A 24,728-nucleotide genomic window follows, 5' to 3' on the forward strand; every position below is an offset into this window, starting at 1 on the left:
GGGGTGGATCAACGGACGCCCTCGACGTCGGAGGACAGCCGCTGCGCCAGCCAGACGGGGATGATCGAGAACACGATCAGCACGACCGCGACGACGTTGACCACCGGGGCCTGGTTGGGGCGGAACATGTTGTTGAGGATCCAGATGGGCAGCGTGGTCGCCCCCTGTCCGGCCGTGAACGTGGTCACGATGATCTCGTCGAAGCTCAGTGCAAAGGCAAGCATGCCACCGGCGAGAAGTGCGGAGCGCAGCTGCGGCAGGGTGACCAGGCGGAAGGTCGTCAGGACACCCGCGCCGAGGTCGGCCGAGGCCTCCTCGAGGCTGGTGCCCATCCTCCGCAGCCGCGCCTGCACGTTGTTGAACACGGTCACGATGCAGAAGGTCGCGTGCGCCACGACGATGGTCCACAGCGAGAGGTCGACCCCCATGATCCCCTTGAACCCGTTGTTCAGCGCGATGCCGGTGACCACGCCGGGCAACGCGATCGGGAGGATCACCAGCAGGTTGACGGCGTTCTTGCCGAAGAACGAGTAGCGCTGCAGGGCCAGGGCGAGCAGCGTGCCCAGGAGCAGGGCCAGCGCGGTGGCGATCACCGCGACCTGGAGGCTGGTCACCAGCGCCTCGCGGGCGCCGGCGCTGTGCGCGGCCCGGCGCCACCACTCGAAGGTGACGCCGTCCGGCGGCCAGGTCATCGACTGGCTCGGGTTGACCGAGTTCGCGACGACGACCAGCAGCGGCACGTAGATCAGCGCGAGGACGCCGAAGGTGAGGCCGGCCAGGACGCGCCGGGAGAGCGGACTGAGGGTCATCGGAGGCCTTCTCTCGGGTGCCCGGGCATCAGAGGTTGTCCAGGGCGCCGGTACGACGGATCGCGGTCAGCAGCACCAGCATCACCACGATCGGGATCATCGCGATCGCGGCGGCCAGCGGCAGGTTGTTGGCCGCGCCGGCGTTGATGTAGACGAGGTTGCCGAGCATCTGGTTGGCGCCGCCGACGATGTTGACGGTGATGTAGTCGCCCATCGTCAGCGAGAAGCTGAAGATGGCGCCGGCCACGATGCCGGGGACGAGCAGCGGGAAGACGATCGAGCGCAGCACCAGGCCGCTCGGGGCGCCCAGGTCACCGGCCGCCTCGAGCAGCGAGTCGGGGACCCGCTCGAGCGAGGCGAAGATCGGCAAGATGACGTAGGGCAGCCAGATGTAGGCCTGGGTGATGATCACCGCGGTCAGGCCGTAGCCGGGCGAGCCGAGTCCGGTCCAGTCGGCGAGGCCGCCCTCGGAGAGCACGACCCGCCAGGAGAAGACCTTGACGAGGTAGCTGGCCCACAGCGGGGTGAGCACCGCGACCACCAGCATCCTGCGCACGCGCGGCGAGGCGACCTTGGCCATGTAGAAGGCGATCGGCAACGCGATCGCGACGTCGATGACGGTCACCGCGACCGCCACGCCGAGCGTGCGGAGGGTGACCGTGCGGTACACCTCGTTGTCGAGGAGCGTGCGGAAGTTGTCGAACGTCCACGTCCGGTCGATCTCGCTGGTGAGGCTGTCGACCGACCACAGCGAGGTGATCAGCAGCGCCGCCAGCGCGACGACGTACACCAGGAGCATCCAGGCGAGCGGCGCGGAGAGCAGGAGCGAGAGCCGGAGCCACACCATGCGGTGCAGCAGCCGGGACCCCGGCCGGGCCACCGGCCCCCGCAGTGCGGGGTCGGTGGTCCGGCCGGGCCGGATGTCGCTGTGCGACGAGGACGTGGCGGACATGATCAGCCCTTGATCTCCGTCCAGGCCTCGGTCCACTGCGAGTAGTCGGTGCACTCGACGTCGGTGCGGCCGTCGAGGCACTTCTTGACCGGCGTGCGCCAGAACCACAGCTGCTTCGCGTAGTCCTGGTCACCGGCGTGGAAGGTCGCGCAGTGGTTGGGGTCGGTGGTCTTCTTGCAGGCCTCGGGGCTGTTCGGCGCCTCGCCGAAGTACTCGGTCGCCTGCGCGTTCGCCTCGGGCGAGAGGATGTAGTCCATCCACTTGTAGGCGCAGTTCGGGTTCTTCGCCTGCGACGACAGCATCCAGGTGTCGTTCCACGCCGTGGCGCCCTCGGTGGGCAGCGTGACGTCGACGTCCTTGTTCTTGATGTTGTTCTTGATGACCTGCCAGGTCGTGCCGACGACCGAGTCGCCGGTCTCGAAGGCCTGGATCTCCTTGAGGTAGTCCGACCAGTACTCGCCGACGTACTGGCGCTGCTCCTTGAGCAGGGCGACCGCGGCGTCGAGCTGCTGCTGGTCGAGCGCGTAGGGGTTCTCGATCTTCAGCTCGGGCTTGGTCTTCATCAGGTACAGCGCGGCGTCGGCGATGTAGATCGGCGAGTCGTACGCCGTCACCTTGCCCTTGTTCTTCTCCAGCTGTGCCTTGTCGAACACCGCACCCCACGAGGTCGGGGCCTCGGCGAAGTTCGACTTGTTGAACATCAACAGGTTGGCGCCGTAGCCGTGCGGGACGCCGTAGTTCTTGCCGTCGACGGTGTTCCACTCGGTGTTCTTGAGGAAGTCGTAGACGTTGGCGTAGTTGGGCACCAGGTCGGTGTTGATCGCCTGGGCCTCCTTCGACGCGACCAGGCGCAGCGACAGGTCGCCCGAGGCGGCGATGACGTCGTACTCGCCGGACTTGGCGAGGTTGAACGCCTCGTCGGAGGTGCCGTAGCTCTTGCTGGTGACCTCGCAGCCGGTCTCCTCCTCGAACGCCGAGACCCAGTCGACCTCGGGGTCGTTGCTGCCGTCCTCGACGTAGCCGGGCCACGCCAGGATGGAGACCTTGCCCTCGGTCTTGCCGAGCTTCTCGACGGCCTCGGTCTTCTTGTCGCTGTCGCCGCTGCCACAGGCGCTCAGCACGGAGACCGAGAGCAGGGTCAGGCAGGCCGCGGCCACACGGCCTCTCCGGAGGGTGTTCTTCATCGGGTTCTCCGCTTTCTCGTTGGGTTGGGAGCGATTCATGAGCTGAGGGGTACGACGTCCGCACGGGCGAACCGGACGGTGACGTCCTCGCCGCGGTGCTCGCGGGCGTCGAGCGACCCGGTCGACTGCTCGAGCGCGACCAGGTCGACGCCGTCGCGGGTGCGCAGGTGCACCCGGTTGCCGGTCCCGAGGTAGATCGTCTCGACGACGACCGCGTCGAGCCGGACCTCGCCGTCGCGGGCGGCCTCGGTGTCGGTGCCCGGCGAGAGCCGCAGCCGCTCGGGGCGCACGGCGTGCTCGCCGGCGACACCCAGCACCCGCTGCGAGGTCTCGGCGTCGAACAGGTTGGTGGTGCCGACGAAGCCGGCGACGTACGCCGAGGCCGGGTTCTCGTAGATCTCGCGCGGGGTGCCGAGCTGCTGGATGCGGCCGGCGTCGAACACGGCGATCCGGTCGCTGAGGGTCAGCGCCTCCTCCTGGTCGTGGGTGACGAACACGAAGGTGATGCCGAGCTCGCGCTGGAGCTGCTTGAGCTCGACCTGCATCTGCTCGCGCAGCTTGAGGTCGAGGGCGCCGAGCGGCTCGTCGAGGAGCAGCACCCGCGGCTGCAGCACGATCGCGCGGGCCAGCGCGACCCGCTGCCGCTGGCCACCGGAGAGCTGGGCCGGGCGGCGCGCACCGAGGTGGCCGAGGCGGACGGTGTCGAGCGCCTGCTGGGCCCGCTCGCGGCGCTCCCTCTTGCCCATCTTGCGCACCCGCAGCCCGTAGGCGACGTTGTCGAGGACGCTCATGTGCGGGAACAGCGCGTAGTCCTGGAACACGGTGTGCACGTCGCGCTCGAAGGGCGCCGAGCGCGTGACGTCGACGCCGCCGAGCTCGACCGAGCCGGCGGTGGCCTGCTCGAACCCGGCGATCAGCCGCAGCACGGTGGTCTTGCCCGACCCGGACGGCCCGAGCATCGAGAAGAACTCGCCGTCCGCGATGTCGAGGTCGACGTGGTCCACGGCGACCACGTCGCCGTAGGTCTTGCGCAGGCCCCGCAGCGAGATCGCCGGGCTGCGGTCGACGGCAGCGGCCTCAGCGGGAGCACTGGTCGAGAGAGACATCGGATGTGCCTTTCGTCACGTACGGATTGGCGATAAGATATGACTTCACAGTTCAAAGCACAAGAGGTTCGTGGGACTGCGGGCTAGATTGCGGCGACAGCCGTGGGGACGAGGGACTGGAGGCGAGACGGTGGCCGTGCCGTTCTACGGGCGAGCATCTGCGGCGGTGTTCTCACCGCTGGAGTCGCTGAGCCGTTCGGAGCTCGTCGTACGACGGCTCACGGACGCGATCGCGCTCGGCCTGCTCCCCGACGCCGAGCAGCTGCCGGGCGAGCTCGACCTCGCCGGGATCTTCGGCGTCTCGACGGTCACCGTGCGCGAGGCACTGTCGGTGCTGCGCTCCGAGGGACTCATCGAGACCCGGCGCGGGCGCGGCGGCGGCAGCTTCGTCCGCACGCCCAAGAACGGGATCAGCCAGCTCGCCCGGCGCCGCCTCGACGGGTTCAGCCTGGGCGAGCTGCGCGACCTCGGCGACGTGTACGCCGCCATCTGCGGCGCCAGCGCCGCCCTCGCCGCCCGGCGCTCCAGCCCCGACGACGTCGACCGGTTGCAGCGCGTGGCCGACGCCCTCGAGCACGCCGAGAAGCCCGACGCCCGGCGCCGGGCCGACGCGCAGTTCCACATCGAGGTGGCCGCGGCCGCCCAGTCGCCCCGGCTCTACCACGAGGAGGTCACCCTCCAGGCCGAGTTCGGGACCCTGCTGTGGCTCGCCTTCGGCGACGACGACAGCCACGCCCAGATGGTCGGCAGCTGCCGGGCCGTCGTCGCCGCGATCGCCGAGCGCGATCCCCACGCCGCCCGCGAGGCGGCCGAGCAGCGGGTGGCCGACTCCACCGCCCGTCTCATCGACTACCAGCTCAGCGAGGTCCACGCATGAACGCGGCGAACACCCGCCTCTCCCCCGACGTCACCGCCCCCGTCATCGCGGCGGTCGCCGAGATCGCCGACCACGCGTTCGGGCTGGCGGCGTCCATCGCGACGACCGTCGAGCAGGCGCTCGCCGGCCGGCCCGCGCCCCGGCGCAGCGACCTCGCAGCCGTGGAGCCGGTCGTCGTCCCGGTCCTCTCCGACCTCGGCCAGCCGGTCCAGGGCGCCGGCTTCGTCGCCGCGCCGGGCGCGCTGCAGGACGCCGAGTGGTGGCTGGAGTGGTTCGCGCGCGACACCGACGGCCGCCCGCAGCGGCTGATCACCCACTCCGAGCCCCAGGCCATCGGCTTCTACGACTACCAGCACCTGCCCTGGTACGTCGTCCCCCGCGAGAGCGGGCAGCGCCACGTGACCGGGCCGTACGTCGACTACCTGTGCACCGAGGAGTACACGCTCACCTTCACCGTCCCGGTCCTCGTCGAGGGCCGGTTCTGCGGGGTCGGCGGCGCCGACGTCGCGGTCAAGAACGCCGAGCAGGCGCTGCTGCCGCCGCTGCGCGCGAGCGAGCACCGGATCGCCGTGGTCAACGGCTTCGGACGCATCCTGTCGAGCAACAGCGGCCGCCACCTGTGCGGCGACCTGCTCGACGGCGTCTGCTTCGACGAGCTGCCCGACGACCAGCGGGTGGGCGACCTGCCGCTCGCGGTGGTCGCGCTCGACTGATCCTCACGCCCGCCGATAGGTCAGGTGGGTGACGTGCGGCGTGTGCCGGCTCGCGACCGGCACCAGGCCGAGCGGACCGGTCCCGTCGAACATCCGCGGGCCAGCGGCCGGCCCGCCGGCCAGTCCCGCGACGTAGGGCACCAGGTGGAGGCGCAGCTCGTCGAGCTGGCCGGCCGCCAGGCAGGCGTTGATCGTCGACGCGCCGCCCGCGACGGCGACGTTGCGCTCCCCGGCCTCGCCGCGGGCCCGGGCGAGCGCGGCGTCGAGGCCGTCGGTGACGAAGTGGAAGGTCGTCCCGCCCGCCATCTCCACCGACGGGCGCTCGTGGTGGGTGAGCACGAACACCGGTGCGTGGTACGGCGGGTCCTCTCCCCACCAGCCTCGCCAGTCGAGGTCCCACTCACCTCGCCCGGGGCCGAACATGTTGCGGCCCATCACGAAGGCGCCCGCGTCGACGATCGCCGCGACCTCCGCGGCGTTGTCGTCGCCGTGCTCGAACATCCAGCGGTGCAGCTGGTTCTCGTCGAGCGAGCCGAACGGGTGCTCGCGCGTCTGGTCGGTCGCGGCGCCGAAGCCGTCGAGGGTGATGCTGATGTCCCCGGTCACGATGCCCATGCCGGTGCTGACCGAGACGCCGCAGCCGACTCATCGCCCGAGGTCGCCGAGCAGCCGCGAGCCCAGGACTCCGCGTGGGACAATGCGGTCCGTGCTGGGCATCACCGACCTGTCGACGTACCTCGTCGGCCTCGTGCTGATCATCTTGCTGCCCGGCCCGAACTCGCTCTACGTGCTGTCGGTGGCCGCACGCCGTGGCGTCCGTCCGGCGTACGCCGCCGCGGCCGGCGTGTGGACCGGCGACGCGGTGCTGATGACGCTGTCGGCGGCCGGCGTGGCGTCACTGCTGCAGGCCAACCACGTGGCGTTCTCGATCGTGAAGTGGGTCGGCGCGGGCTACCTCGGCTACCTCGCGTTCACCATGCTGCGCGGCGCGGTCATCATGTGGCGCCAGCGCCGCCGCGCGGTGAAGGCCGTCGAGGACGGCGCTCCGGCGCCGGTGCCCGGCGAGCGGCCGTACCGCCGCGCACTGGTCATCAGCCTGCTCAACCCGAAGGCGATCTTGTTCTTCGTCGCGTTCTTCGTGCAGTTCGTCGACCCGGACTACGCCCACCCGGCGCTGTCGTTCCTCGTCCTCGGCACGCTCGCCCAGGTCGCGAGCGTGGCCTACCTCAGCGCACTGATCTTCGGCGGCACCCGCCTGGCTGCGGCCTTCCGGCGGCGCAAGGGACTCTCGGCGGCGGGGACCTCGGCCGTCGGCGCGATCTTCCTCGGCTTCGCGGTCAAGCTCTCCCTCGCCCACGCCTGACCCGAGCTCGTCACCAGGTGACGGCGTCGCAGGCCGCCGAGCGGTGGCCCTCGATCTGCAGCGTGGCGTGCTCGATCTGGAACTGCTCGCGCAGCAGCAGCTGGCCCTGCCGGAGCACGCCGGTGCCGTCGGCGCCCTCGACGAGGACGAGGTGGGCGGTGGCGACGTGCATGCCGGAGGTGAGGGTCCAGGCATGCAGGTCGTGGACGTCGCACACGCCGTCGATGCCGCCGAGCGCGCCGGCGACGGTGTCGATGTCGACGCCGGCGGGGACGTGCTGGCCGAGGACGGCGAGCACCTCACGGCCGAGCATCACCGCGCGCACCGCGACGAAGGCCCCGATCAGGAAGGCGACGACCGTGTCCCAGACCGCGTCGCCGGTGGCGAGGACCAGGCCGCCGGCGACCATCACGCCGACGCTGCCCGCGGTGTCGGCGACGACCTCGGCGTAGGCGCCCTTGACGTTGAGCGACTCCTGCGAGCCGCCGCGCAGCAGCGCCATCGCGACCAGGTTGACGACCAGGCCGAGGAAGCCGACGAGAAGCATCGGGCCGGTCGCGACGTCGGGACCGGAGCCGCCCTCGCCGATCCGGCCGATCGCCTCCACCACGACGTAGACGGCGACCCCGAGCATCATCAGCACCGCGAGGCCGGAGGCGAAGACCTCGGCCCGGTAGGACCCGTAGGTACGCCGCCCGGTGCTGTCCGCGCGGGTCGCGATCTTGGTCGCGACCAGCGCGGCCCCGAGCGTGACGACGTCGGCGGCCATGTGGCCCGCGTCGGAGATCAGCGCGAGCGAGCCGCTGACCAGGCCGACCACCAGCTCGACGACGAAGAACGCCGCGACCAGGCCGAACGACACGCCCAGGCGCCAGCGGTGCCGGCCACCGGCGTGCCCGCCGTCGCCGCCGTGGCCGTGCCCGTGCCCGACGCCCATGGTCAGTCCCTCCCGCAGGGGCCGCCGGTGACCGCGACCAGCCGTTCGGCGGCGCCGACCACCTCGCGGGTCAGCTCGGGGTGGGCGAGCGAGATCAGCGAGGCCCGACCGCTGGGACGCGAGACGACGAGGCCGCAGTCGCGCAGGCAGGCGAGGTGCTTGGAGACCGTGGACTGGGCCAGGCCGAGGTGGGCGGTGAGGTCGACCACCCGGTGCTCACCGAGCGTGAGGTGCTCGAGGATCGCCAGCCGGTTGGGGTCGCTGAGCGCGTGGAGCAGGCCCGCGACGTCGGCCAGGGCGTCCACCTCGGTGGGCGCCTCGGGCAGCGCGCGGTCCAGCTGATTCATCGCCATATGGCGATGTAATCACCGCTGGGCGACGAAGGTCAAGCCGCCCCACCTCCTATGCTCGGGACCGTGATGATGCGACCCGCCGAGCTCGAGGGCGTGCGCGCCGGGACGGTCGACCTGGCGTTCCGGCGCTGGGACCGGCCGCGGGTCAAGGTCGGCACGCGGCTGCGCACCGCCGTCGGCGTCGTCGAGGTGACCAGTGTCGAGGAGGTCGCGCTCTCGCGGCTGCGGGCCGAGGACGCCCGGCGGGCGGGCGCCGCGTCGCTGACCGCGCTCAAGGACGCCCTCGCGGCGCGGGCCGACCGACCGGTGTTCCGGGTCGGTCTGCGCTACGGCGGCACCGACCCCCGCGAGACCCTGCGCGCCACCGTCCCGGACACCACCGAGATCCGCACCATCCTCGCGGGCCTCGACCGGCTCGACGCCGCCTCGGCGATCGGGCCCTGGACGCGCACGACGCTGCGGATCATCGACCGCAACCCCGAGGTCCGGGCACCGGACCTCGCGGCCGAGCTCGGCCGCGAGACGCCCGACTTCAAGAAGGACGTCCGCAAGCTCAAGGAGCGCGGGCTGACCGAGTCGCTGGCGATCGGGTACCGGCTCTCGCTCCGGGGCGAGGCGGTGCTGGACCACGAGGACGGGCCGCGCGAGCGGGCGCCCCGACGGACCGGCACCCCCCTGCCGCGCACCATCGGCGCCCCGGCGACCCGCGCCCTGCGGGCGGTCGACGTGCACACCCTCGAGGCGGTCAGCGGCTGGACCCGCGCCGATCTCGCCGCCCTGCACGGCGTCGGGCCGATCGCGCTCGACCGGCTCGAGGCGGCGATGGGCGAGCTCGGCCTCGGCTATGCGACCTGAGCCGCACCTCCTGCGCCGCCTGCTCGTCACGATCGCGGCGCTGGCGGGGCTGTTCGCCATGCACGGCCTCGCCGACCACGGCGCGGCCTCTGCGCCGCTCCCCGCGGCTGCCCTCACCCACCACGACACCGCGCCGCCCGACCACGGCGGCTCGACCGGCCACGACATGGCCGGGCTGTGCCTGGCACTGCTGGTCATGGCGGCCGGTGTGGCCGCCGGCCTGCTCGGCGTACGACGTCCGCTCGTCGCCGCGCGGAACAGGCCCGCCCGCTGGCGGCTCCTGGTCGCCCGGGCCGCGCGGTTCCGCGACCCACCCGATCTCCACCGCCTGTCGGTGCAGCGCTGCTGAGGAGCCCCGCTCCCACCCCGCAACGCACACCGACCAGACCAGGAGAACGACATGCACCGCACCACCCTGCGCCGGCTGGCCTCCGCCACCGGTGCGATCACCCTTGTCCTGAGCCTCGCCGCGTGCGGCGACGACGGCCGCGACGGCACGCCCGCCGCGGTCGAGACCGCTCGCAACGGCGACGTCTTCAACAGCGCCGACGTCGACTTCGCGACCGCGATGATCCCGCACCACGCGCAGGCGCTGCAGATGGCGCTGCTCGCCCAGGACCGCCCGTTGCCCGACGAGGTCCGGGCGCTCGTCGACCAGGTCCAGGCCGCCCAGACACCGGAGGTCGAGACGATGACCACCTGGCTGACCGACTGGGACAAGGAGATCCCGGCCACGTCGATGGACCACGCCAACGCCGGCCACGACATGGACGGGGACGCGCCCGCGCACGACATGCCCGGGATGATGTCCGGCGAGCAGCTGAAGGAGCTCGAGGACGCCTCCGACGCCGACTTCGCGAAGCTGTGGATGACGATGATGATCGAGCACCACGAGGGCGCGATCACGATGGCGAGGACCGAGCAGGCGGACGGACGGTTCGCCGACGCGATCGCCCTGGCGAGGTCCATCGCCCAGAGCCAGGCGGCCGAGATCGCGACGATGGAGGACCTGCTCGCGAAGGGCTGACCGGCGACGCGTCAGGGGGCTGACAGCCGACCACGCACGGGCCTACTGTCGGCGCCATGTCTCGAGTCGACCTTCGCACGATGGTGGGGGTCGCTGCCGGCTCCCTGATGCTCGCCGTGCCCCTGGCCTCCGCCGTACCCACCGCGGCCACCGCCGGTGCCGCGTCGCCCGCGGTCGCCGGCTGCCACGACGGCTCGGCGGCCCGGGTGGCGCAGGGCTCGACCGCGACCGAGCCCGCCCTCTATCCCAGGAACGAGGCCAACAAGTACGGCGTCATCAAGGACTCGCCGTACCTCGGCAACGGCACGGTCACCGTCCGGACCGTCTTCCACGTCATCACCGACGGCGCGAGCCAGGCCGACAGGGACCGGCTCGCCGGCATGGTGCACGCGCAGATGGACGTGCTCAACGCGTCGTACTCCGGGCAGACGGCGCCGGACGCCGCCGACACCCCGTTCCGCTTCGCCCTCGACTCGATCCAGTTCGTCGACAACCCGGCCTGGTACACCGTGACGCCCGGCAAGACCGAGCGCGACATGAAGCAGGCGCTGCACACCGGCGACTCGACGGTGCTCAACGTCTACACCGCCGACATCGGCGACGGGCTGCTCGGCTGGGCGTACTTCCCCAAGGGCTACAACAACGGCCGCGACTACATCGACGGCGTGGTCATGCTCGACGAGTCGATGCCGGGCGGCACCGCCGGCAAGTACTCCCTCGGCGACACCCTCACCCACGAGGTCGGCCACTGGCTGATGCTCGAGCACACCTTCCAGGGCGGCTGCTCGGCGTCCGGTGACGGCGTGGCCGACACCCCGCGCGAGGAGGCGCCGCAGTTCGACTGCCCGGAGGGCGCCGACTCCTGCTCGGCGCCGGGCCTGGACCCGATCCACAACTTCATGGACTACACGCAGGACTCGTGCATGAACATGTTCACCTCGGGTCAGGCGCAGCGGATGAGCGACGCCTGGGTGGCCTTCCGCGCCGCGCCGTGAAAAAGGGTTCCCGGGTGTGTCACACCCGGGAGCCGGCCGGTGTCTTGATGGCATGACCACATCAGGAACCCGCGTCCCGTCCGCCCCCGTCACCGGCCTCTACGGCGTCGTGGTGAAGAAGTTCGCCACGAGGATGTTCGGCTCGATGCCCGAGTCGATCGGCGTGCTGTGGCACCACCTGCCCGCCCTCAAGGCGAGCATGGCCTACGGCCAGAAGCTGCAGAAGTGGGACGAGTGCGACGAGACCCTCAAGACCTACGCCCACATGGCCGTCGCCTCGCTCGTCGGCTGCTCGTGGTGCCTCGACTTCAACTACTTCATGGCCCGCGACAAGGGGCTCGACCTCGACAAGGCCCGTGAGGTCCCGAACTGGCGGGCCTCGACGGTGTTCTCGACGCTGGAGCGCCAGGTGATGGAGTACGCCGAGGCGGCCAGCCAGACGCCGCCGACGGTCACCGACGAGATGGTCGAGCCGCTGCTCGCCGCCCTCGGCCCGGCCGGCCTGATCGAGCTCACCACCGTGATCGGGTTCGCGAACATGACCACCCGGTCCAACACCGCGCTCGGCATCGAGTCCGAGGGCTTCGCCTCGGCCTGCGGCATGAAGCCGCTCGCCGAGCGGCCCGCCGTAGGCTCGCCGGCATGAGCGATCCCTTCGTCGCCCACCGCAACCTGCTCTTCACCGTCGCCTACGAGATGCTCGGCTCCGCGGCCGACGCCGAGGACGTCGTGCAGGAGACCTGGCTGCGGTGGGCCGACGTCGACCAGGAGCAGGTGCAGGAGCCGCGTGCCTACCTGGTCCGGATCGTCACCCGGCAGGCCCTCAACCGGCTGCGCACCCTGAGCCGACGCCGCGAGGACTACGTCGGCGAGTGGCTCCCGGAGCCGCTGCTCACCACCCCCGACGTCGCCGAGGACGTCGAGCTCGCCGACAGCGTGTCGATGGCGATGCTCACCGTCCTGGAGACGCTGGGACCGACCGAGCGTGCGGTGTTCGTGCTGCGCGAGGTCTTCGACCTGCCCTACGACGAGATCGCGGCCGCCGTCGGCAAGACGTCGGCCGCCGTCCGCCAGATCGCCACCCGGGCTCGCAGCCACGTGGCCGCCCGGCGACCGCGGGTCGAGGTCGACCGGGACGAGCAGCACGCCGTGGTCGAGAGCTTCCTCGCCGCGGTGCAGGGCGGCGACCTCCAGGCGCTGCTCGACTCGCTGGCCCCCGACGTGGTGCTGCTGGCCGACCACGGCGGCGTCGCCCAGGCGATCCGCAAGCCCCTGCACGGCTCGGAGCCGGTCGCCCGGCTGCTGGCGAACTTCGCCACCTTCGCACCCGACGGCGTCATCGAGCCGATGTGGATCAACGGCTCCCTCGGCGCCCGGATCGACGCCCGCGGCGAGGTCACCGCGATCAGCCTGGAGGTCGAGGACGGCCGGATCTCCAAGATCCTCGTGGTCCGCAACCCGGCCAAGCTGACCTCGCTCACCGAGGAGTTCGTGCTGAGCCGCGACGCCCAGGGGCGGTCCTAGGAGACGGTTCCCTAGCTGTTCTGACCACGGACGTTAGGTACGGCGGGTCGGCTGGACCATGACGAAGACCTCCGGGTGAGGTGTGGAGCTACCACGCACCCACACTCACCACGGAGGTCTTCATGACCCACGCTAACGCCACCCTCACTCCAGCGGGACGCCTGCGTCTCGCCAAGCTCATCGTCGACAAGCGCTGGTCCCATGCCCGAGCTGCCGAACGGTTCTCGGTGAGCATCACGACCGCCCGGCGGTGGGCCAGCCGCTACCGCGAGTCCGGCAAGGCCGGGATGGTCGACCGCTCCTCCCGCCCGCACCACAATCCGAACCGGCTACCCCAGCGCACCGAGCGTCGGATCGTGAACCTGCGGGTGACCCGACGCTGGGGACCGGCCCGGATCGCGTACCACCTCGGCCTCAACCCATCGACCGTCGGTCAGGTCCTGCGCCGCTACGGCTGCCCACGGTTGAAGTGGACCGACCCGGCCACCGGCACCCGGATCAAGACCTCCTCACGCGACAAGAACCGCTACGAACACCCTGCGCCCGGTGACCTGGTCCACGTCGACATCAAGAAGCTCGGCCGGATCCCCAACGGCGGTGGATGGCGCGCCCACGGCCGCGGCTCGGCACAAGACCAACGCGCCGGCGCGGCGCGTGATCGCGCAGCCCGCGCCGGTGCATCGCCCTCGCGTGGCTACGCCTACCTGCACCACGCCGTGGACGACCACTCCCGGCTGGCCTACTCCGAGATCCTCACCGACGAGCGCAAGGAGACCGCAGCAGCGTTCTGGAAACGTGCCACGGTGTTCTTCGCCGCGCACGGCATCACAGTCAAGGCCGTGCTCACCGACAACGGGCCCTGCTACCGCTCACGCCTGTGGGCAAAAGCCCTCGGCAAACAGACCAAGCACCGCCGCACCCGCCCCTACCGACCGCAAACCAACGGCAAGGTCGAGCGGTTCAACCGGACCCTGCTCGAGGAATGGGCCTACGCCCACCCCTACACCTCAGAGGCCGACCGCGCGGCGACCTATCCAGAGTGGCTGCATCACTACAATCACCACCGCGGCCACACCAGCCTCAAAGGCAAGTCACCCATCGACCGCGTGCCCAACCTGCCCGGTCAGAACACCTAGCGGAGGTCGGCGACCGAGCCCACGACCGTGCCGTAGACGTCGCCGATCGTGGCAAGTGCCGCGGCGTGCAGCTGGGCGGCGGGGACGTCGCCGGCAGCGCTCGGCAGCGAGCGGGTGGCACACGCGTCGGCGACCACGGTGACGTCGTACCCGCGCAGCAGGGCGCCCTCGGCGGTGAACGTGACGCACATGTGGGTCATGAAGCCGGCGAGGACGACCTGCTGGTGACCGGCCGCCTCCAGGAGCTCGGCGAGCTCGGTGCCGTGGAAGGAGTTGGGGGCGCCCTTGGTGACGACCGCCTCGCCGTCGACCGGGCGCACCTTCTCGTGGATCGCGCCGATCTCGGCGGAGGTGTCGTACAGGCTGCCGGGGCCGTCGTCGTGCTGGACGTGCACCACACTCGCACCGGCGGCGCGCGCCTTGCCGAGCAGGTCCGCGGCGCGGTCGAGCGCCGCGTCCCAGCCCTCCAGCTCCATCGCACCGGTCGTGTAGGTGGTCTGGTAGTCGATGAGAACCACCGTCGCGTCGGCGAGGGTGGCGGGGACGTCGTCGGCGCCGCCGAGCGTGCGGAGCGGGGTCGAGGTCATGGGGGGTTCCTTTCCACGGGTGTGCTTCCATGGTGGCCGACCCGAATCAACACGAACAGGCCGAATCGGGTCGCCCGACATCGACATCGGCCGGAGGTACGACGTGAAGCAGCCGCGGGTCGCCGTGATCGCCGTGGAGGGCATCAGCCCGTTCCACCTGTCCGTGCCGTCCCTGGTGTGGGGCGCCGAGCAGCCGGTCGGCGAGATGGCGCCGTGGCCGATCGAGGTGGCCGCCGTACGCCCCGGTCCGTTGCGGACCTCGGCCGGTTACGCGATCACCGTCGAGCACGGCCTCGAGGCGGTCGAGCGCGCCGACGTCGTCGTGATGCCGTGGTGGGACGACCCCGAGCAGCCCGCGCCCGAGCCGGTCCTCGAGGCGCTGCGCGCGGCCCACGACCGTGGTGCGCAGGTCGTCGGTCTGTGCCTCGGCGTGTTCGTGCTCGCCGACGCCGGCCTGCTCGACGGCCGCGCCGCGACCACCCACTGGCGGTGGGCCGACACCTTCCGCCGCCGGTTCCCCGCGGTCGACCTGCGCCCCGAGACGCTGTACGTCGACGAGGACTCGGTCATCACCGGCGCCGGCGCGACGGCAGGCGTCGACACCTGCCTCCACGTCCTGGCCCAGCGCGCCGGGCGGTCGACCGCCACCAGGGTCGCGCGCCGGATCGTCGCCGCCCCGCACCGCGCCGGCGGCCAGGCGCAGTACATCGAGACGCCCGTGCCCGAGGCCTCCGACGACGCCGTCGCCCGCGCCATGGCCTGGGCGGCCGGCTCCCTCGACAGACCGCTCGGCATCGACGCGCTCGCCGACCGGGCGTGCATGAGCCGCAGCGCCTTCACGCGGGCGTTCCGGGCGCGCACCGGATCGAGCGTGCACCCGTGGCTGGTGGCCCAGCGGGTGGCCCGTGCCCAGGACCTGCTGGAGACCACCGGTCTGGGGGTCGAGGAGGTCGCCCGCCGCGTCGGCTTCGGTACGGCGGCCCGGCTGCGGACCCACTTCACCGCCGCGCTCGGGGTGACGCCCACGCGCTACCGGTCCGACTTCGCGCTCACCTCAGGAACGCCGCGAGGTGCCGGCGGCTGACGTCGGAGGCGAACAGCTCGGCGGAGAGCGCCACCATGTCGTCGACCCGGTCGTCGAGGTACATCAGGGCGTCGGCGTTCAGCAGCCGCTTGGTCGCCTCGAGCCCCTGCCGCTCGCAGGCGGTCAGCCCGGCGACCAGCTCGTCGACCGTGGCGTCGAGCCGGTCCGGCGGCACCGCGTGGGTGATCAGGCCGCTGTCGAGGGCGGTGCGGGCGTCGAAGGTCTCGGCCGTGAGGAAGGTGGTGCCGGCGACCCGGGCGTTCATGCGCGGCAGCACGCTGAGCGAGATGACCGCGGGTGTGAGGCCGAGACGGGCTTCGGTGAAGGCGTAGGTGACGTCCTCGCTGGCCACCGCCAGGTCGCAGGCGGCGACGATGCCGAGACCGCCGGCGCGGACCGGGCCGTGGATCCGGGCGAGCACGGGCAGGGGGTGGGCCAGGATCGCGCGCAGCAGTCCGGCGAGGCGCTGGGCGGACACCTCCATGCCCTCCCGGTGGGCCTCCGCGAGGTCGGCGCCGGCGCAGAACGCGCGCCCCTCGGCCCGCAGCACCACCGCCAGGACGTCGTCCCCGGCCGCCCGGTGCAGCGCCGTGCGCAGCTCCTCGAGGAGCTGGGCGGACAGCGCGTTGCGGTTGCGGTCCGAGTCGAGCGTGACGACCGCGTGCGGCCGGCCCTCGGCCTCGACCCGCTCGTAGTGGACGACCGCGGTCACGACACGGGGCCGGGCGCGGCGTCGCGAGCCGGGTCCGGAGCCGGGTCGAGGACCGGCGCACCGGTCAGCTCGCGGACCTTCTCGATGTCCATGCCGGGTGCGACGTCCACGAGCACGAGGCCCTCGGGCGTCACGTCGAGGACGGCGAGGTCGGTGATGATCCGGTCGACGACGCCGGCGCCGGTGAGCGGCAGCGTGCACGTCTCGACGATCTTGGGAGTGCCGTCCTTGGCGACGTGGTCGGTGATGACCACGACGCGGCGGGTGCCGGCGACCAGGTCCATCGCGCCGCCCATGCCCTTGACCAGTTTGCCGGGGACCGTCCAGTTGGCGAGGTCGCCGTTGCCGGCGACCTGCAGCGCACCGAGGATCGCGATGTCGACGTGGCCGCCGCGGATCATCGCGAAGCTGGTCGCGGAGTCGAAGAAGGACGCGCCCGGCGCGGTCGTGACCGTCTGCTTGCCGGCGTTGATCAGGTCGGCGTCCTCCTCCCCGTCATAGGGGAACGGGCCCATGCCGAGCAGGCCGTTCTCGCTCTGCAGCAGCACGTTGACGCCCGGCGGCAGGTGGTCGGCCACCAGGGTCGGGATGCCGATGCCGAGGTTGACGTAGTCGCCGTCGTTCAGCTCGCGGGCGGCGATGGCCGCCATCTCGTCGCGACTCCAGGCCATGTCAGGCTCCGATCCTCTCGTCGGTCCGCTGGCGCACGACGCGCTGCTCGATGTCCTTGGGCCGCTCGCTCGCCTGCACGGTGACGTCGACGAAGATGCCGGGCGTGATCACGTCGTCCGGGTCGAGGAAGCCGTCGAGGACGTGCTCGGCCTCGGCGATGCAGACCCGGCCGCTCATCGCGACCAGCGGGTTGAAGTTGCGAGCGGTCATCCGGTAGCGCAGGTTGCCCTCGGCGTCCGCGGTGTGGGCGTGGACCAGGGCGAGGTCGGCGACGATGCCGCGCTCGAGGACGTAGGTCTCGCCGTCGAACACCTCGTGCGGCTTGCCCTCGGCGACCTCGGTGCCGACGCCGGTGCGCGTGTAGAACCCGGCGATGCCGGACCCGCCGGCGCGCAGCCGCTCGGCGAGCGTGCCCTGCGGGCAGAACTCGACCTCGAGAGCACCGTCGAGGTACTGCTGCGCGAAGAGCTTGTTCTCGCCGACGTACGACGCGATCACCTTCGCGACCTGGTTGTTCTCCAGCAGCACACCGAGGCCCTTGCCGTCGACGCCCATGTTGTTGGACACGACGGTCAGCTCGCGCACCCCGCTCTCGCGCACCGCCTCGATCAGGTCGCGCGGGATGCCGCACAGGCCGAAGCCGCCCACCGCGATCGTCATCCCGTCCCGGACCCGCTCGGCCACCGCCGTACGCGCGTCGTCCACCAGCTTCCTCATGCCTGCCATCACCGCCGACGCGGACCGGCCGGGTCAACGAAGTGACCGGGCAGCGGATGCGCTGCCCCGGTGGCGTCCACTGAGTGGACGCGTACCCTGTTGCCGTGGAACGGGCTCCGGGCGTGGTCGAGAAGGTCGCCGCCCTGCTCCGCGCCCTCTCCACCGCCGAGTCGGGTGCGACGACCACCGCGCTCGCCGCCGCCACCGACCAGCCGCGCGCGACCACCCACCGGTTGCTCGAGTCGCTGGCCGCCGAGGGTCTCACCGACCGCGACCCGCAGACCGGGCGCTGGTTCCTCGGCCCGGAGACCTACGTGCTCGGCATGGCCGCCGCCACCCGCTACGACCTCACCAACGAGGCCCGCGCCAGCGTGCACCGACTGGCGAAGGAGACCGGCGAGAGCGCGTTCTTCTCGGTGCGCCGCGGCGACGAGACCGTGGTGCTGCTGCGCGAGGACGGCGACTTCCCGATCCGCTCCTACGTCCTCTACGAGAGCGCCCGGTTCCCCCTCGGCGTCGTCTCGGCCGGCATCGCGATCCTCGCCCACCTGCCCGACCGGGAGATCGACGCCTTCCTCGAACGGGTCGACCTCACCGCCGAGTGGGGCGAGCAGCACTCGGCGGCGGCGATCCGCAAGCGGCTGGCCGCGACCCGTCGTACCGGCTGGTCCGTCAACCCCGGGCACGTCGTGGAGGGCTCGTGGGGCATGGCCGCCGCGGTCTTCGACAAGTCCGGGCGGCCCGAGTGGGCGCTGACGCTCACCGGTGTCGAGCAGCGCTTCCGGCGCGACCGGCAGCCGGTGCTCGGCAGGCTGCTGCTCGAGGAGGCGCACCGGCTCTCACGGCTGGCGTGACCCGTCCGACACCCCCCGGCCTTGTCGGCGCTTGCCCGGGGTGCGTAGATTCCGCTCCGAGCCAGTCACACCCCCCGGGGTGAGGGAATCCGGTGAGAGTCCGGAACTGTCGCGCAGCGGTGAGGGCGACGGGCGAGGCACGAAGCCACTGGGCCGCACGCTGGCCTGGGAAGGCGCCTCGTCCGATTGACCCCGAGTCCGAAGACCTGCTGGCTCGATGTGTCCACCGAGCTTCGCGACTTGAGCTCCCGGCCCGACAGGTCTTCGATGCACAACCTCGATGCGGTGGAGCGTCGCCCCGACGCCCGCCGCCTGCCCGTGGCTGCGTGCGTCACCGTCCTGGTGGCGGCGGCGGTCGTCACCGTGGTCCTCTCGACCGCCTTCGGGGCCGAGCCGCTGCCCGTGGCCGTCGTGGTCGACGCGATCACGGCGCGGTTCTCGGGGGCGACCCCGGACCCGGCGTACGACGCGATCGTCTGGGACATCAGGCTGCCCCGGACCCTGCTCGCGCTCGTCGTCGGCGCCGGTCTGGCCGTCGCCGGCACCGGCATCCAGACGCTGGTGCGCAACCCGCTCGCCGACCCCTACCTGCTGGGGGTCTCCGCGGGGGCCAGCGTCGGCGCCACCGCGGTGATCACCACCGGCGTGCTGGCCGGGGCCGGCCTGTGGGCGCTGTCCCTCGGCGCCCTGGTCGGCGCGCTGGTCGCGTCGGTGCTCGTCTTCGGCATCGCGATGCTGCAGGGCGGCCTCACCCCCCTGCGCCTGGTGCTGACCGGCACCGTCCTGTCGGCGGCGTTCTCCTCGATGGCCAGCTTCCTGGTGTTCCGCAGCGCGGAGCCGCAGGCCGCGCAGTCCGTGCTGTTCTGGCTGCTGGGCTCGGTGTCGGGGGCGACGTGGCAGCAGCTGTGGCTGCCGGCGGTCGCGGTCGTCGTGAGCTTCGTGCTGCTGCTCGCGGCCAGCGGGTGGCTGGACGCCCTCGCGGTCGGGCCGGACACCGCCTCGGCGCTCGGCGTTCCGGTCGCCCGCCTGCGCATCGGCCTGTTCGCGCTGCTCGCCGTCCTGGTCGGCGTCCTCGTCGCGGTCGCCGGCGGGATCGGCTTCGTCGGCCTGGTCGTGCCCCACCTGGCCCGGATGACGGTCGGGCCACGGCACCGGGTCGCGCTCCCGGTCAGCGCGCTGGCCGGCGCCGTCTTCCTGGTCTGGGTCGACATCGCCGCCCGGGTGGCGGTGCGCCCGACCGAGATCCCGCTCAGCGTGGTCACCGGCCTGATCGGCGCGCCGGTCTTCCTCGTGCTGCTCGGACGGCGCCGCTACCGGTTCGGGGGCGACGAGTGAGCCTCCTCGACTCCACCACCCGGACCGCGGTCCCGGCGCTGAGCGCCCAGGGCGTGACCTGCGCGATCGGACGCAGGACCGTGCTGTCCGACGTCGACCTCTCCGTCGTACCGGGCGAGGTGCTCGGGCTGATCGGGGCCAACGGGACCGGCAAGTCCACGCTGCTGCGGACCCTGGCCGGCGTCCGGTCACCCGCGGCCGGTGAGGTGCGGGTGGGCGATCGTCCGCTGGCGGGCCTGCGGCCCCAGGAGCGGGCGCGCCGGATCGGGTACGTCGCGCAGGAGGAGGCGGCACCGTCCGACCTGCTGGTCGCCGAGCTGGTCGCGCTCGGCCGGGTGCCCCACCGCGGCGCCTGGGGCGGGCTCGGCGAGGACGACCGGGCCGCCGTACGGCGTGCCCTGCGGCTCGTCGACCTCGAGTACGCCGCCGCCCAGCCGCTGGACCGGCTCTCCGGTGGCGAGCGCCGCCGGGCGGTGCTGGCCCGGGGCCTGGCGCAGGAGGCGCCGCTGCTGCTCCTCGACGAGCCGACCAACCACCTCGACATCGGGCACCGGCTGGCGCTGATGCGGCTGATCCGCGGCCTGGGCCGCACCGTCGTGCTCGCCCTGCACGACCTCGACCTCGCCGCCACCTTCTGCGACCGGATCGCGGTGCTCCACGACGGCCGGCTGGTCGCGGTGGGCGAGCCCGACGCCGTCCTCACCCCGGCCGTGCTCCACGACGCGTTCGGCGTCCTGGCGACCCGGGTCACCCACCCCCTCACCGGCCGGACGCACCTGCTGTTCAGCCACGACGAAAGCGAGACCCACCCGTGAACCTGCGCTCGTACGGCGTCCTCGCCACCGCGGCCGTCCTCGCCCTCAGCGGCTGCTCGGCCGGGGCCGACGGACCCGACGAGTCGGCGGCGCGGGGCTCGGTCTCGATCACGAACTGCGGCCGGCAGACCGAGTTCCCCACCCCGGCCCGGCGGATGTTCGTCAACGACTCGAACCTGATCTCCATGGTCCTCGCGCTCGGCGCCGAGGACCAGGTCGCGGCGGTGTCCAGCATCGGTCGCGACGAGGAGGTGCTGGCCGAGCACTACGGCGACGCGGTCGCGGGGCTGAACCAGGTCTCCGACGACTACCCGAGCCTCGAGACCGTCGTCGCCGCCCGGCCCGACGTGATGGTCGCCGGCTGGAGCTACGGGTACGACGAGACGAAGCAGCTCACCCCCGACAGCCTCGCCGAACGCGACGTCGCGGCGTACGTGCTCACGGAGTCCTGCCGCCAGGCCGGCAGCAGCGCCCGCGGCATCGTCGAGCCGTGGACCGCGCTGCGCGAGGACCTCACGAACCTCGGCGCGATCACCGGACACGAGGACCGTGCCACCCAGGTGGTGGCCGACGTCGACCAGCGCCTCGCAGCCCTCGCCGAGGCCCCGCAGGCGCAGGAGCCGCCCGTGGTCTTCGTCTTCGACAGCGGCGAGAAGGCCGTCTACACCTCCGGCGCCTACGGCGCGCCGCAGGCGATCATCGAGTCCGGCGGCGGCGTCAACGCGATGGCCGAGACGTCGGACACCTGGACCGAGGTCTCCTGGGAGAAGCTCGCGACCTCCCAGCCGGATGCGTTCGCCTTCGTCGACTACCCCGGCCAGACCTTCGAGCAGAAGGTCGCCGTGCTGCGGGCCAACCCCGCCACGAGGGACCTGCCCGCCGTGAAGGAGGGCCGTTTCCTCAACCTGCCCTACGCGCTGTGGACCAGTGGGCCGCTGAACGTCGAGGCTGCGGAGGAGGTGCGCTCCGCGCTGGAGGGCTGGGGGCTGGTCCCGGTCTCGTAGGGCCCCGGGCCCGTCCGCCCTGCGCCTGTGGGACATTTGCTGCCATGTCCGGCGCGCGGCCCGAGCCGCCCCACCCGACCGGCGGAGACGTCATCCCGTTGCGGGAGGCGACCCGGGCGTGGTTCCAGATCTCGCTGCAGACCTTCGGCGGGCCCGCCGGCCAGATCGCTGTCATGCAGCACAAGCTGGTCGACGAGAAGCGCTGGATCGGGCAGAAGCGCTTCCTGCACGCACTGAACTTCTGCATGCTGCTGCCCGGCCCGGAGGCCCAGCAGCTGGCGATCTACACCGGCTGGCTGCTCAACGGGATCCGCGGCGGCCTGATCGCAGGCGGCCTGTTCGTCCTCCCGGGGATGCTCGCGCTGCTCGCGCTGTCGGGCGTCTACGTCGGCTACGGCGAGACCGACCTCGTCACCGCTCTGTTCGCCGGGGTCGCGCCGGCAGTGATCGCGGTCGTCGTCCAGGCGGTGCAGCGTGTCGGGAAGCGGGCCCTGCACCACCCCGCCCTGGTCGCCCTCGCGGTCGCGTCCTTCGTCGCCCTCACCTTCTTGGCCGTGCCCTTCCCCGTCGTGGTCTTCGCGTCCGGGCTCCTCGGCTGGCTGCTCAGCCTGCGCCTGCCCGCCCTGCGTGAACCCCGGCCCCACGGGAGCGACGAGGGTCCCGAGCCGCTGATCAGCGACGACGCCCTGCACCACGAGCTGCCGACGGTCCGCCGCTCCGGCACGGTCCTGCTGCTCGGGGCCGTGCTGTGGTTCGCCCCGGTGGCCGCGTTCGCCGTCCTGGCCGGCACGACCGGCACCCCCGTCTTCGTCGACCAGGGACTGTTCTTCTCCGGCGCCGCGGTCGTCACCTTCGGCGGTGCCTACGCCGTGCTGTCGTACGTCGCCCAGCAGGCCGTCGGCGTCTACCACTGGCTGGCCCCCGGCGAGATGGTCCGCGGCCTCGCGCTCGCCGAGACCACTCCCGGGCCGCTGATCATGGTGGTGCAGTTCGTCGCCTTCGTCGGCGCCTACCGCCACCCGGGTTCGCTCGAGCCGTGGGTGGCGGCCGTCCTGGCGTCGCTGCTCGTCACCTGGGTGACCTTCGTGCCGTGCTTCCTGTTCGTGCTGCTCGGTGCGCCGTACGTCGAGCGGCTGCGCGACAACCGCGGCCTCGGTGCCGCCCTGACCGGCATCACCGCAGCCGTGGTCGGCGTGATCGCGAACCTCGCGGTCTTCTTCGCGCTGCACACCCTGTTCGACCGCCACCGCACCCTCGACGCAGGCTGGGTGCACGTCGACGTCCCCGTGCTCGGGTCGTGGGACCCGGTCGCCTTCGCGATCACCGCCGTCGCGCTGGTCGTGATGCTCCGGCACGGCTGGAGCCCCCTGCGGACGCTGGGCCTGTGTGCGGCGCTCGGAGTCGGGATCTTCGTGGTGGGGCTGGTCTGAGCGTCGCACCTGACGAATGGGCTGCAGATCCAGGCCCTTCACAGCCCGTTCGTCAGGTGCGACGCCGGGAGGCGACCAGGTCGGCCAGGGCCGCCACCGCGCAGCGCAGCGCACACGCGGCGGCGACCCGGACGACGTCGCGAGCGGTCACGAGGACCGGCCCCGCAGCAGCACGGCCGAGGCGAGCGCCCCCACGGCGGCCACGACCGCGGCACCGACGAACGCCGCGGAGTAGCCCTCCGTCAACGCGCCGACGTCGCCCAGCCGGTCGGCGCCGGCTCCCGCTGCGATCGCGGTCATGACGGCCAGGCCGAGGGCCGAGCCGATCTGGTAGCTGGTGTTGACGATGCCCGAGGCCAGGCCGCCCTCCTCCGGCGGCGCGGCGGAGATCGCCGTGCCGAGGGTGGGGATGAAGGCGAGCGACATGCCGAGGGCGGCGACCAGCGAGGCGGGCAGCACGTCCACCGCGTAGCTGCCGTCCGCGTCGATCATCGCCAGCCAGGCCATGCCCGCGGCAAGCAGCACCAGCCCCGTGACGGTCGCGGTCCGCACGCCGAGCAGGGCGAGGACGCGCGGGGCGAGCACGACCATGCCGACCATGATCAGCAGCGTCATCGGCAGCAGCGCGGCACCGCTGGGGAACGCGGTGAAGCCGAGCACCTGCTGCAGGTAGAGGTTCAGGAAGAACCACATCGGGATCCACGCGGCACCCAGCAGGAGCTGGGCGAGGTTGGCGGCGGCCAGGTCCGGCGCGCGGAGGATGCCGAGGCGCACCAGCGGGTCGCGGCCGCGGGCCTGCTGGGCGACGAAGACCGCGACGAGCAGGACGCCTGCGCCGAGCACCCACCAGGTGCGGGCGGCGCCCCAGCCGACCTCCGGGGCCTGGACCACGGCGTACACGAGGGCGGCGAGACCGGCGGTCACCGTCACCGCACCGACGACATCGACCCGCCGCGACGTCCCCGAACGACCCGCGGGCATCGAGGACGGGACGAGGGCGAGGACCAGCAGCGCGACCGGGATGTTGATCGCGAACACCCACGGCCAGCTGAGGTACTCGGTGATCACACCGCCGAGGAAGACACCGGCGGTGCCGCCGGCGGGCGCGGCCGCGCCGTACAGGGCCAGCGCCCTGGTGAGCTCGCGCGGGTTGCCGCCGAACAGCATCATCAGCAGGGTCAGCGCGGAGGGCGCGACGAGGGCCGCCCCTGCGCCCTGGACCGCGCGGCCGGCGAGCTCGACCTCGACGTTGCCCGCGACCGCCGCCACGAGCGAGCCGGCGGCGAGGACGACCCAGCCGGCGGCGAAGACGGTGCGCGCGCCGAGGACGTCGGACACCTTGCCGCCGAGCAGCAGCAGGCCGCCGAACGCGACGACGTAGGCGTTGAAGACCCAGGACAGGTTCTCCGGCGTGAAGCCGAGGTCACGCTGCATCTCGGGCAGGGCCACGCCGATGATCGACGTGTCCATGATGACCATGAACTGGGCGGCGGCGATGACCGCGAGCCCGAGCCAGCGCCGGTTCCGGCGGCCGGCCTCCGGTGGGGTGAGGACTGACATCTCGATCTCCTTCTTGACGGATGGGTACCCTAGGGGGGTACCGTACTGAACGGATCGGGACGCTACCACGGAATACCACAGGGGGGTATCCTGTTCGGGCAGGTCGATTCCCAGCACACGAAGGACA

At 72.2% G+C, this 24,728-nt stretch carries 28 protein-coding genes and 1 riboswitch; of the genes, 16 read left to right on the forward strand and 12 right to left on the reverse strand.

The window, feature by feature from the left end; translation table 11 throughout:
* Positions 1–8: 8 nt before the first annotated feature.
* Genes BJ958_RS19185 through BJ958_RS19200 form a run of 4 tightly spaced genes read right to left on the reverse strand, consistent with a single transcriptional unit; the run spans position 9 to position 4,051 of the window.
* Positions 9–809: an ABC transporter permease gene (locus BJ958_RS19185; protein WP_179728480.1), complete on the reverse strand. Its 801-nt coding sequence runs from the start codon at positions 807–809 to the stop codon at positions 9–11.
* Between the two features lie 28 nt (positions 810–837).
* On the reverse strand, positions 838–1,761 hold the full coding sequence (locus BJ958_RS19190) for an ABC transporter permease (protein ID WP_179728481.1): 924 nt from the start codon (positions 1,759–1,761) through the stop codon (positions 838–840).
* Between the two features lie 2 nt (positions 1,762–1,763).
* A complete protein-coding gene (locus tag BJ958_RS19195; RefSeq protein ID WP_179728482.1) occupies positions 1,764–2,945 on the reverse strand; it encodes an extracellular solute-binding protein in 1,182 nt (393 codons plus the stop codon).
* 35 nt (positions 2,946–2,980) lie between these two features.
* A complete protein-coding gene (locus BJ958_RS19200; protein ID WP_179728483.1) occupies positions 2,981–4,051 on the reverse strand; it encodes an ABC transporter ATP-binding protein in 1,071 nt (356 codons plus the stop codon).
* A gap of 166 nt (positions 4,052–4,217) precedes the next feature.
* Between BJ958_RS19200 and BJ958_RS19205 the strand changes: the two genes are divergently transcribed.
* Positions 4,218–4,928, forward strand: coding sequence for an FCD domain-containing protein (locus tag BJ958_RS19205; protein WP_179728484.1), 711 nt, complete (start codon positions 4,218–4,220; stop codon positions 4,926–4,928).
* Positions 4,925–5,641: a cache domain-containing protein gene (locus tag BJ958_RS19210; RefSeq protein WP_179728485.1), complete on the forward strand. Its 717-nt coding sequence runs from the start codon at positions 4,925–4,927 to the stop codon at positions 5,639–5,641. The genes BJ958_RS19205 and BJ958_RS19210 overlap by 4 nt, the downstream gene beginning before the upstream one ends.
* A 3-nt stretch (positions 5,642–5,644) precedes the next feature.
* Here the strand turns inward: BJ958_RS19210 and BJ958_RS19215 are convergent, their stop codons facing one another.
* Complete coding sequence (locus tag BJ958_RS19215; RefSeq protein ID WP_179728486.1) at positions 5,645–6,256, reverse strand: dihydrofolate reductase family protein; 612 nt, start codon at positions 6,254–6,256, stop codon at positions 5,645–5,647.
* Positions 6,257–6,347: 91 nt separating this feature from the next.
* Here BJ958_RS19215 and leuE point away from each other — a divergent pair, with 91 nt between their 5' ends.
* Positions 6,348–7,004, forward strand: a complete 657-nt coding sequence (gene leuE / locus BJ958_RS19220) for a leucine efflux protein LeuE (RefSeq protein ID WP_179728487.1) — start codon at positions 6,348–6,350, stop codon at positions 7,002–7,004.
* Between the two features lie 10 nt (positions 7,005–7,014).
* On the opposite strand, the gene BJ958_RS19225 is transcribed toward leuE, so the two are convergent.
* Together BJ958_RS19225 and BJ958_RS19230 are read right to left on the reverse strand one after the other, a co-directional pair.
* Entirely contained in the window at positions 7,015–7,941 is a 927-nt protein-coding gene (locus BJ958_RS19225) for a cation diffusion facilitator family transporter (RefSeq protein WP_179728488.1), read from the reverse strand.
* Positions 7,942–7,943: 2 nt separating this feature from the next.
* Positions 7,944–8,294, reverse strand: coding sequence for an ArsR/SmtB family transcription factor (locus tag BJ958_RS19230; protein WP_179728489.1), 351 nt, complete (start codon positions 8,292–8,294; stop codon positions 7,944–7,946).
* 63 nt (positions 8,295–8,357) lie between these two features.
* Here BJ958_RS19230 and BJ958_RS19235 point away from each other — a divergent pair, with 63 nt between their 5' ends.
* The 7 genes from BJ958_RS19235 to BJ958_RS19265 all read left to right on the forward strand — a co-directional run bounded on the left by BJ958_RS19235 (position 8,358) and on the right by BJ958_RS19265 (position 13,831).
* Positions 8,358–9,149, forward strand: a complete 792-nt coding sequence (locus BJ958_RS19235; RefSeq protein WP_179728490.1) for a helix-hairpin-helix domain-containing protein — start codon at positions 8,358–8,360, stop codon at positions 9,147–9,149.
* Complete coding sequence (locus BJ958_RS19240) at positions 9,139–9,498, forward strand: DUF6153 family protein (protein WP_179728491.1); 360 nt, start codon at positions 9,139–9,141, stop codon at positions 9,496–9,498. Before BJ958_RS19235 ends, BJ958_RS19240 begins: the two co-directional genes overlap by 11 nt.
* Positions 9,499–9,549: 51 nt before the next feature.
* Positions 9,550–10,176, forward strand: coding sequence for a DUF305 domain-containing protein (locus tag BJ958_RS19245; protein WP_179728492.1), 627 nt, complete (start codon positions 9,550–9,552; stop codon positions 10,174–10,176).
* A gap of 56 nt (positions 10,177–10,232) precedes the next feature.
* Positions 10,233–11,171: a zinc metalloprotease gene (locus tag BJ958_RS19250; RefSeq protein ID WP_179728493.1), complete on the forward strand. Its 939-nt coding sequence runs from the start codon at positions 10,233–10,235 to the stop codon at positions 11,169–11,171.
* Between the two features lie 52 nt (positions 11,172–11,223).
* Positions 11,224–11,817, forward strand: a complete 594-nt coding sequence (locus BJ958_RS19255) for a carboxymuconolactone decarboxylase family protein (RefSeq protein WP_179728494.1) — start codon at positions 11,224–11,226, stop codon at positions 11,815–11,817.
* Entirely contained in the window at positions 11,814–12,695 is an 882-nt protein-coding gene (locus tag BJ958_RS19260) for an RNA polymerase sigma-70 factor (RefSeq protein ID WP_179728495.1), read from the forward strand. The genes BJ958_RS19255 and BJ958_RS19260 overlap by 4 nt, the downstream gene beginning before the upstream one ends.
* Positions 12,696–12,817: 122 nt before the next feature.
* A complete protein-coding gene (locus BJ958_RS19265; RefSeq protein WP_179728496.1) occupies positions 12,818–13,831 on the forward strand; it encodes an IS481 family transposase in 1,014 nt (337 codons plus the stop codon).
* On the opposite strand, the gene BJ958_RS19270 is transcribed toward BJ958_RS19265, so the two are convergent.
* Positions 13,828–14,418 (reverse strand): cysteine hydrolase family protein, encoded by a 591-nt coding sequence (locus tag BJ958_RS19270; RefSeq protein ID WP_179728497.1) that lies wholly within the window; start codon positions 14,416–14,418, stop codon positions 13,828–13,830. The genes BJ958_RS19265 and BJ958_RS19270 overlap by 4 nt on opposite strands.
* A 103-nt stretch (positions 14,419–14,521) precedes the next feature.
* Here BJ958_RS19270 and BJ958_RS19275 point away from each other — a divergent pair, with 103 nt between their 5' ends.
* On the forward strand, positions 14,522–15,502 hold the full coding sequence (locus BJ958_RS19275; RefSeq protein WP_218865873.1) for a helix-turn-helix domain-containing protein: 981 nt from the start codon (positions 14,522–14,524) through the stop codon (positions 15,500–15,502).
* Here the strand turns inward: BJ958_RS19275 and BJ958_RS19280 are convergent.
* Genes BJ958_RS19280 through BJ958_RS19290 form a run of 3 tightly spaced genes read right to left on the reverse strand, consistent with a single transcriptional unit; the run spans position 15,468 to position 17,603 of the window.
* A complete protein-coding gene (locus BJ958_RS19280; protein WP_179728499.1) occupies positions 15,468–16,214 on the reverse strand; it encodes an enoyl-CoA hydratase-related protein in 747 nt (248 codons plus the stop codon). The genes BJ958_RS19275 and BJ958_RS19280 overlap by 35 nt on opposite strands.
* A complete protein-coding gene (locus BJ958_RS19285; protein ID WP_179728500.1) occupies positions 16,211–16,885 on the reverse strand; it encodes a CoA transferase subunit B in 675 nt (224 codons plus the stop codon). Before BJ958_RS19285 ends, BJ958_RS19280 begins: the two co-directional genes overlap by 4 nt.
* A gap of 1 nt (position 16,886) precedes the next feature.
* Positions 16,887–17,603 (reverse strand): CoA transferase subunit A, encoded by a 717-nt coding sequence (locus tag BJ958_RS19290; protein ID WP_179728501.1) that lies wholly within the window; start codon positions 17,601–17,603, stop codon positions 16,887–16,889.
* A 104-nt stretch (positions 17,604–17,707) separates the two neighbouring features.
* Here BJ958_RS19290 and BJ958_RS19295 point away from each other — a divergent pair, with 104 nt between their 5' ends.
* From BJ958_RS19295 to chrA, 5 genes are all read left to right on the forward strand, one after another.
* Positions 17,708–18,457: an IclR family transcriptional regulator gene (locus tag BJ958_RS19295; protein ID WP_343052739.1), complete on the forward strand. Its 750-nt coding sequence runs from the start codon at positions 17,708–17,710 to the stop codon at positions 18,455–18,457.
* Positions 18,458–18,502: 45 nt separating this feature from the next.
* Positions 18,503–18,685: riboswitch (cobalamin riboswitch) on the forward strand.
* Positions 18,686–18,775: 90 nt separating this feature from the next.
* On the forward strand, positions 18,776–19,792 hold the full coding sequence (locus tag BJ958_RS19300) for a FecCD family ABC transporter permease (protein ID WP_273519918.1): 1,017 nt from the start codon (positions 18,776–18,778) through the stop codon (positions 19,790–19,792).
* Positions 19,789–20,607, forward strand: coding sequence for an ATP-binding cassette domain-containing protein (locus BJ958_RS19305; protein ID WP_179728504.1), 819 nt, complete (start codon positions 19,789–19,791; stop codon positions 20,605–20,607). Before BJ958_RS19300 ends, BJ958_RS19305 begins: the two co-directional genes overlap by 4 nt.
* A complete protein-coding gene (locus BJ958_RS19310) occupies positions 20,604–21,611 on the forward strand; it encodes an ABC transporter substrate-binding protein (protein WP_343052740.1) in 1,008 nt (335 codons plus the stop codon). The genes BJ958_RS19305 and BJ958_RS19310 overlap by 4 nt, the downstream gene beginning before the upstream one ends.
* 44 nt (positions 21,612–21,655) lie before the next feature.
* Positions 21,656–23,041, forward strand: coding sequence for a chromate efflux transporter (chrA, locus tag BJ958_RS19315; protein WP_179728505.1), 1,386 nt, complete (start codon positions 21,656–21,658; stop codon positions 23,039–23,041).
* Positions 23,042–23,188: 147 nt separating this feature from the next.
* Here chrA and BJ958_RS19320 read toward each other — a convergent pair whose 3' ends face one another.
* A complete protein-coding gene (locus BJ958_RS19320) occupies positions 23,189–24,601 on the reverse strand; it encodes an MFS transporter (protein WP_179728506.1) in 1,413 nt (470 codons plus the stop codon).
* Between the last annotated feature and the right edge of the window lie 127 nt (positions 24,602–24,728).

Source organism: Nocardioides kongjuensis, assembly GCF_013409625.1.
Lineage (GTDB): Bacteria > Actinomycetota > Actinomycetes > Propionibacteriales > Nocardioidaceae > Nocardioides > Nocardioides kongjuensis.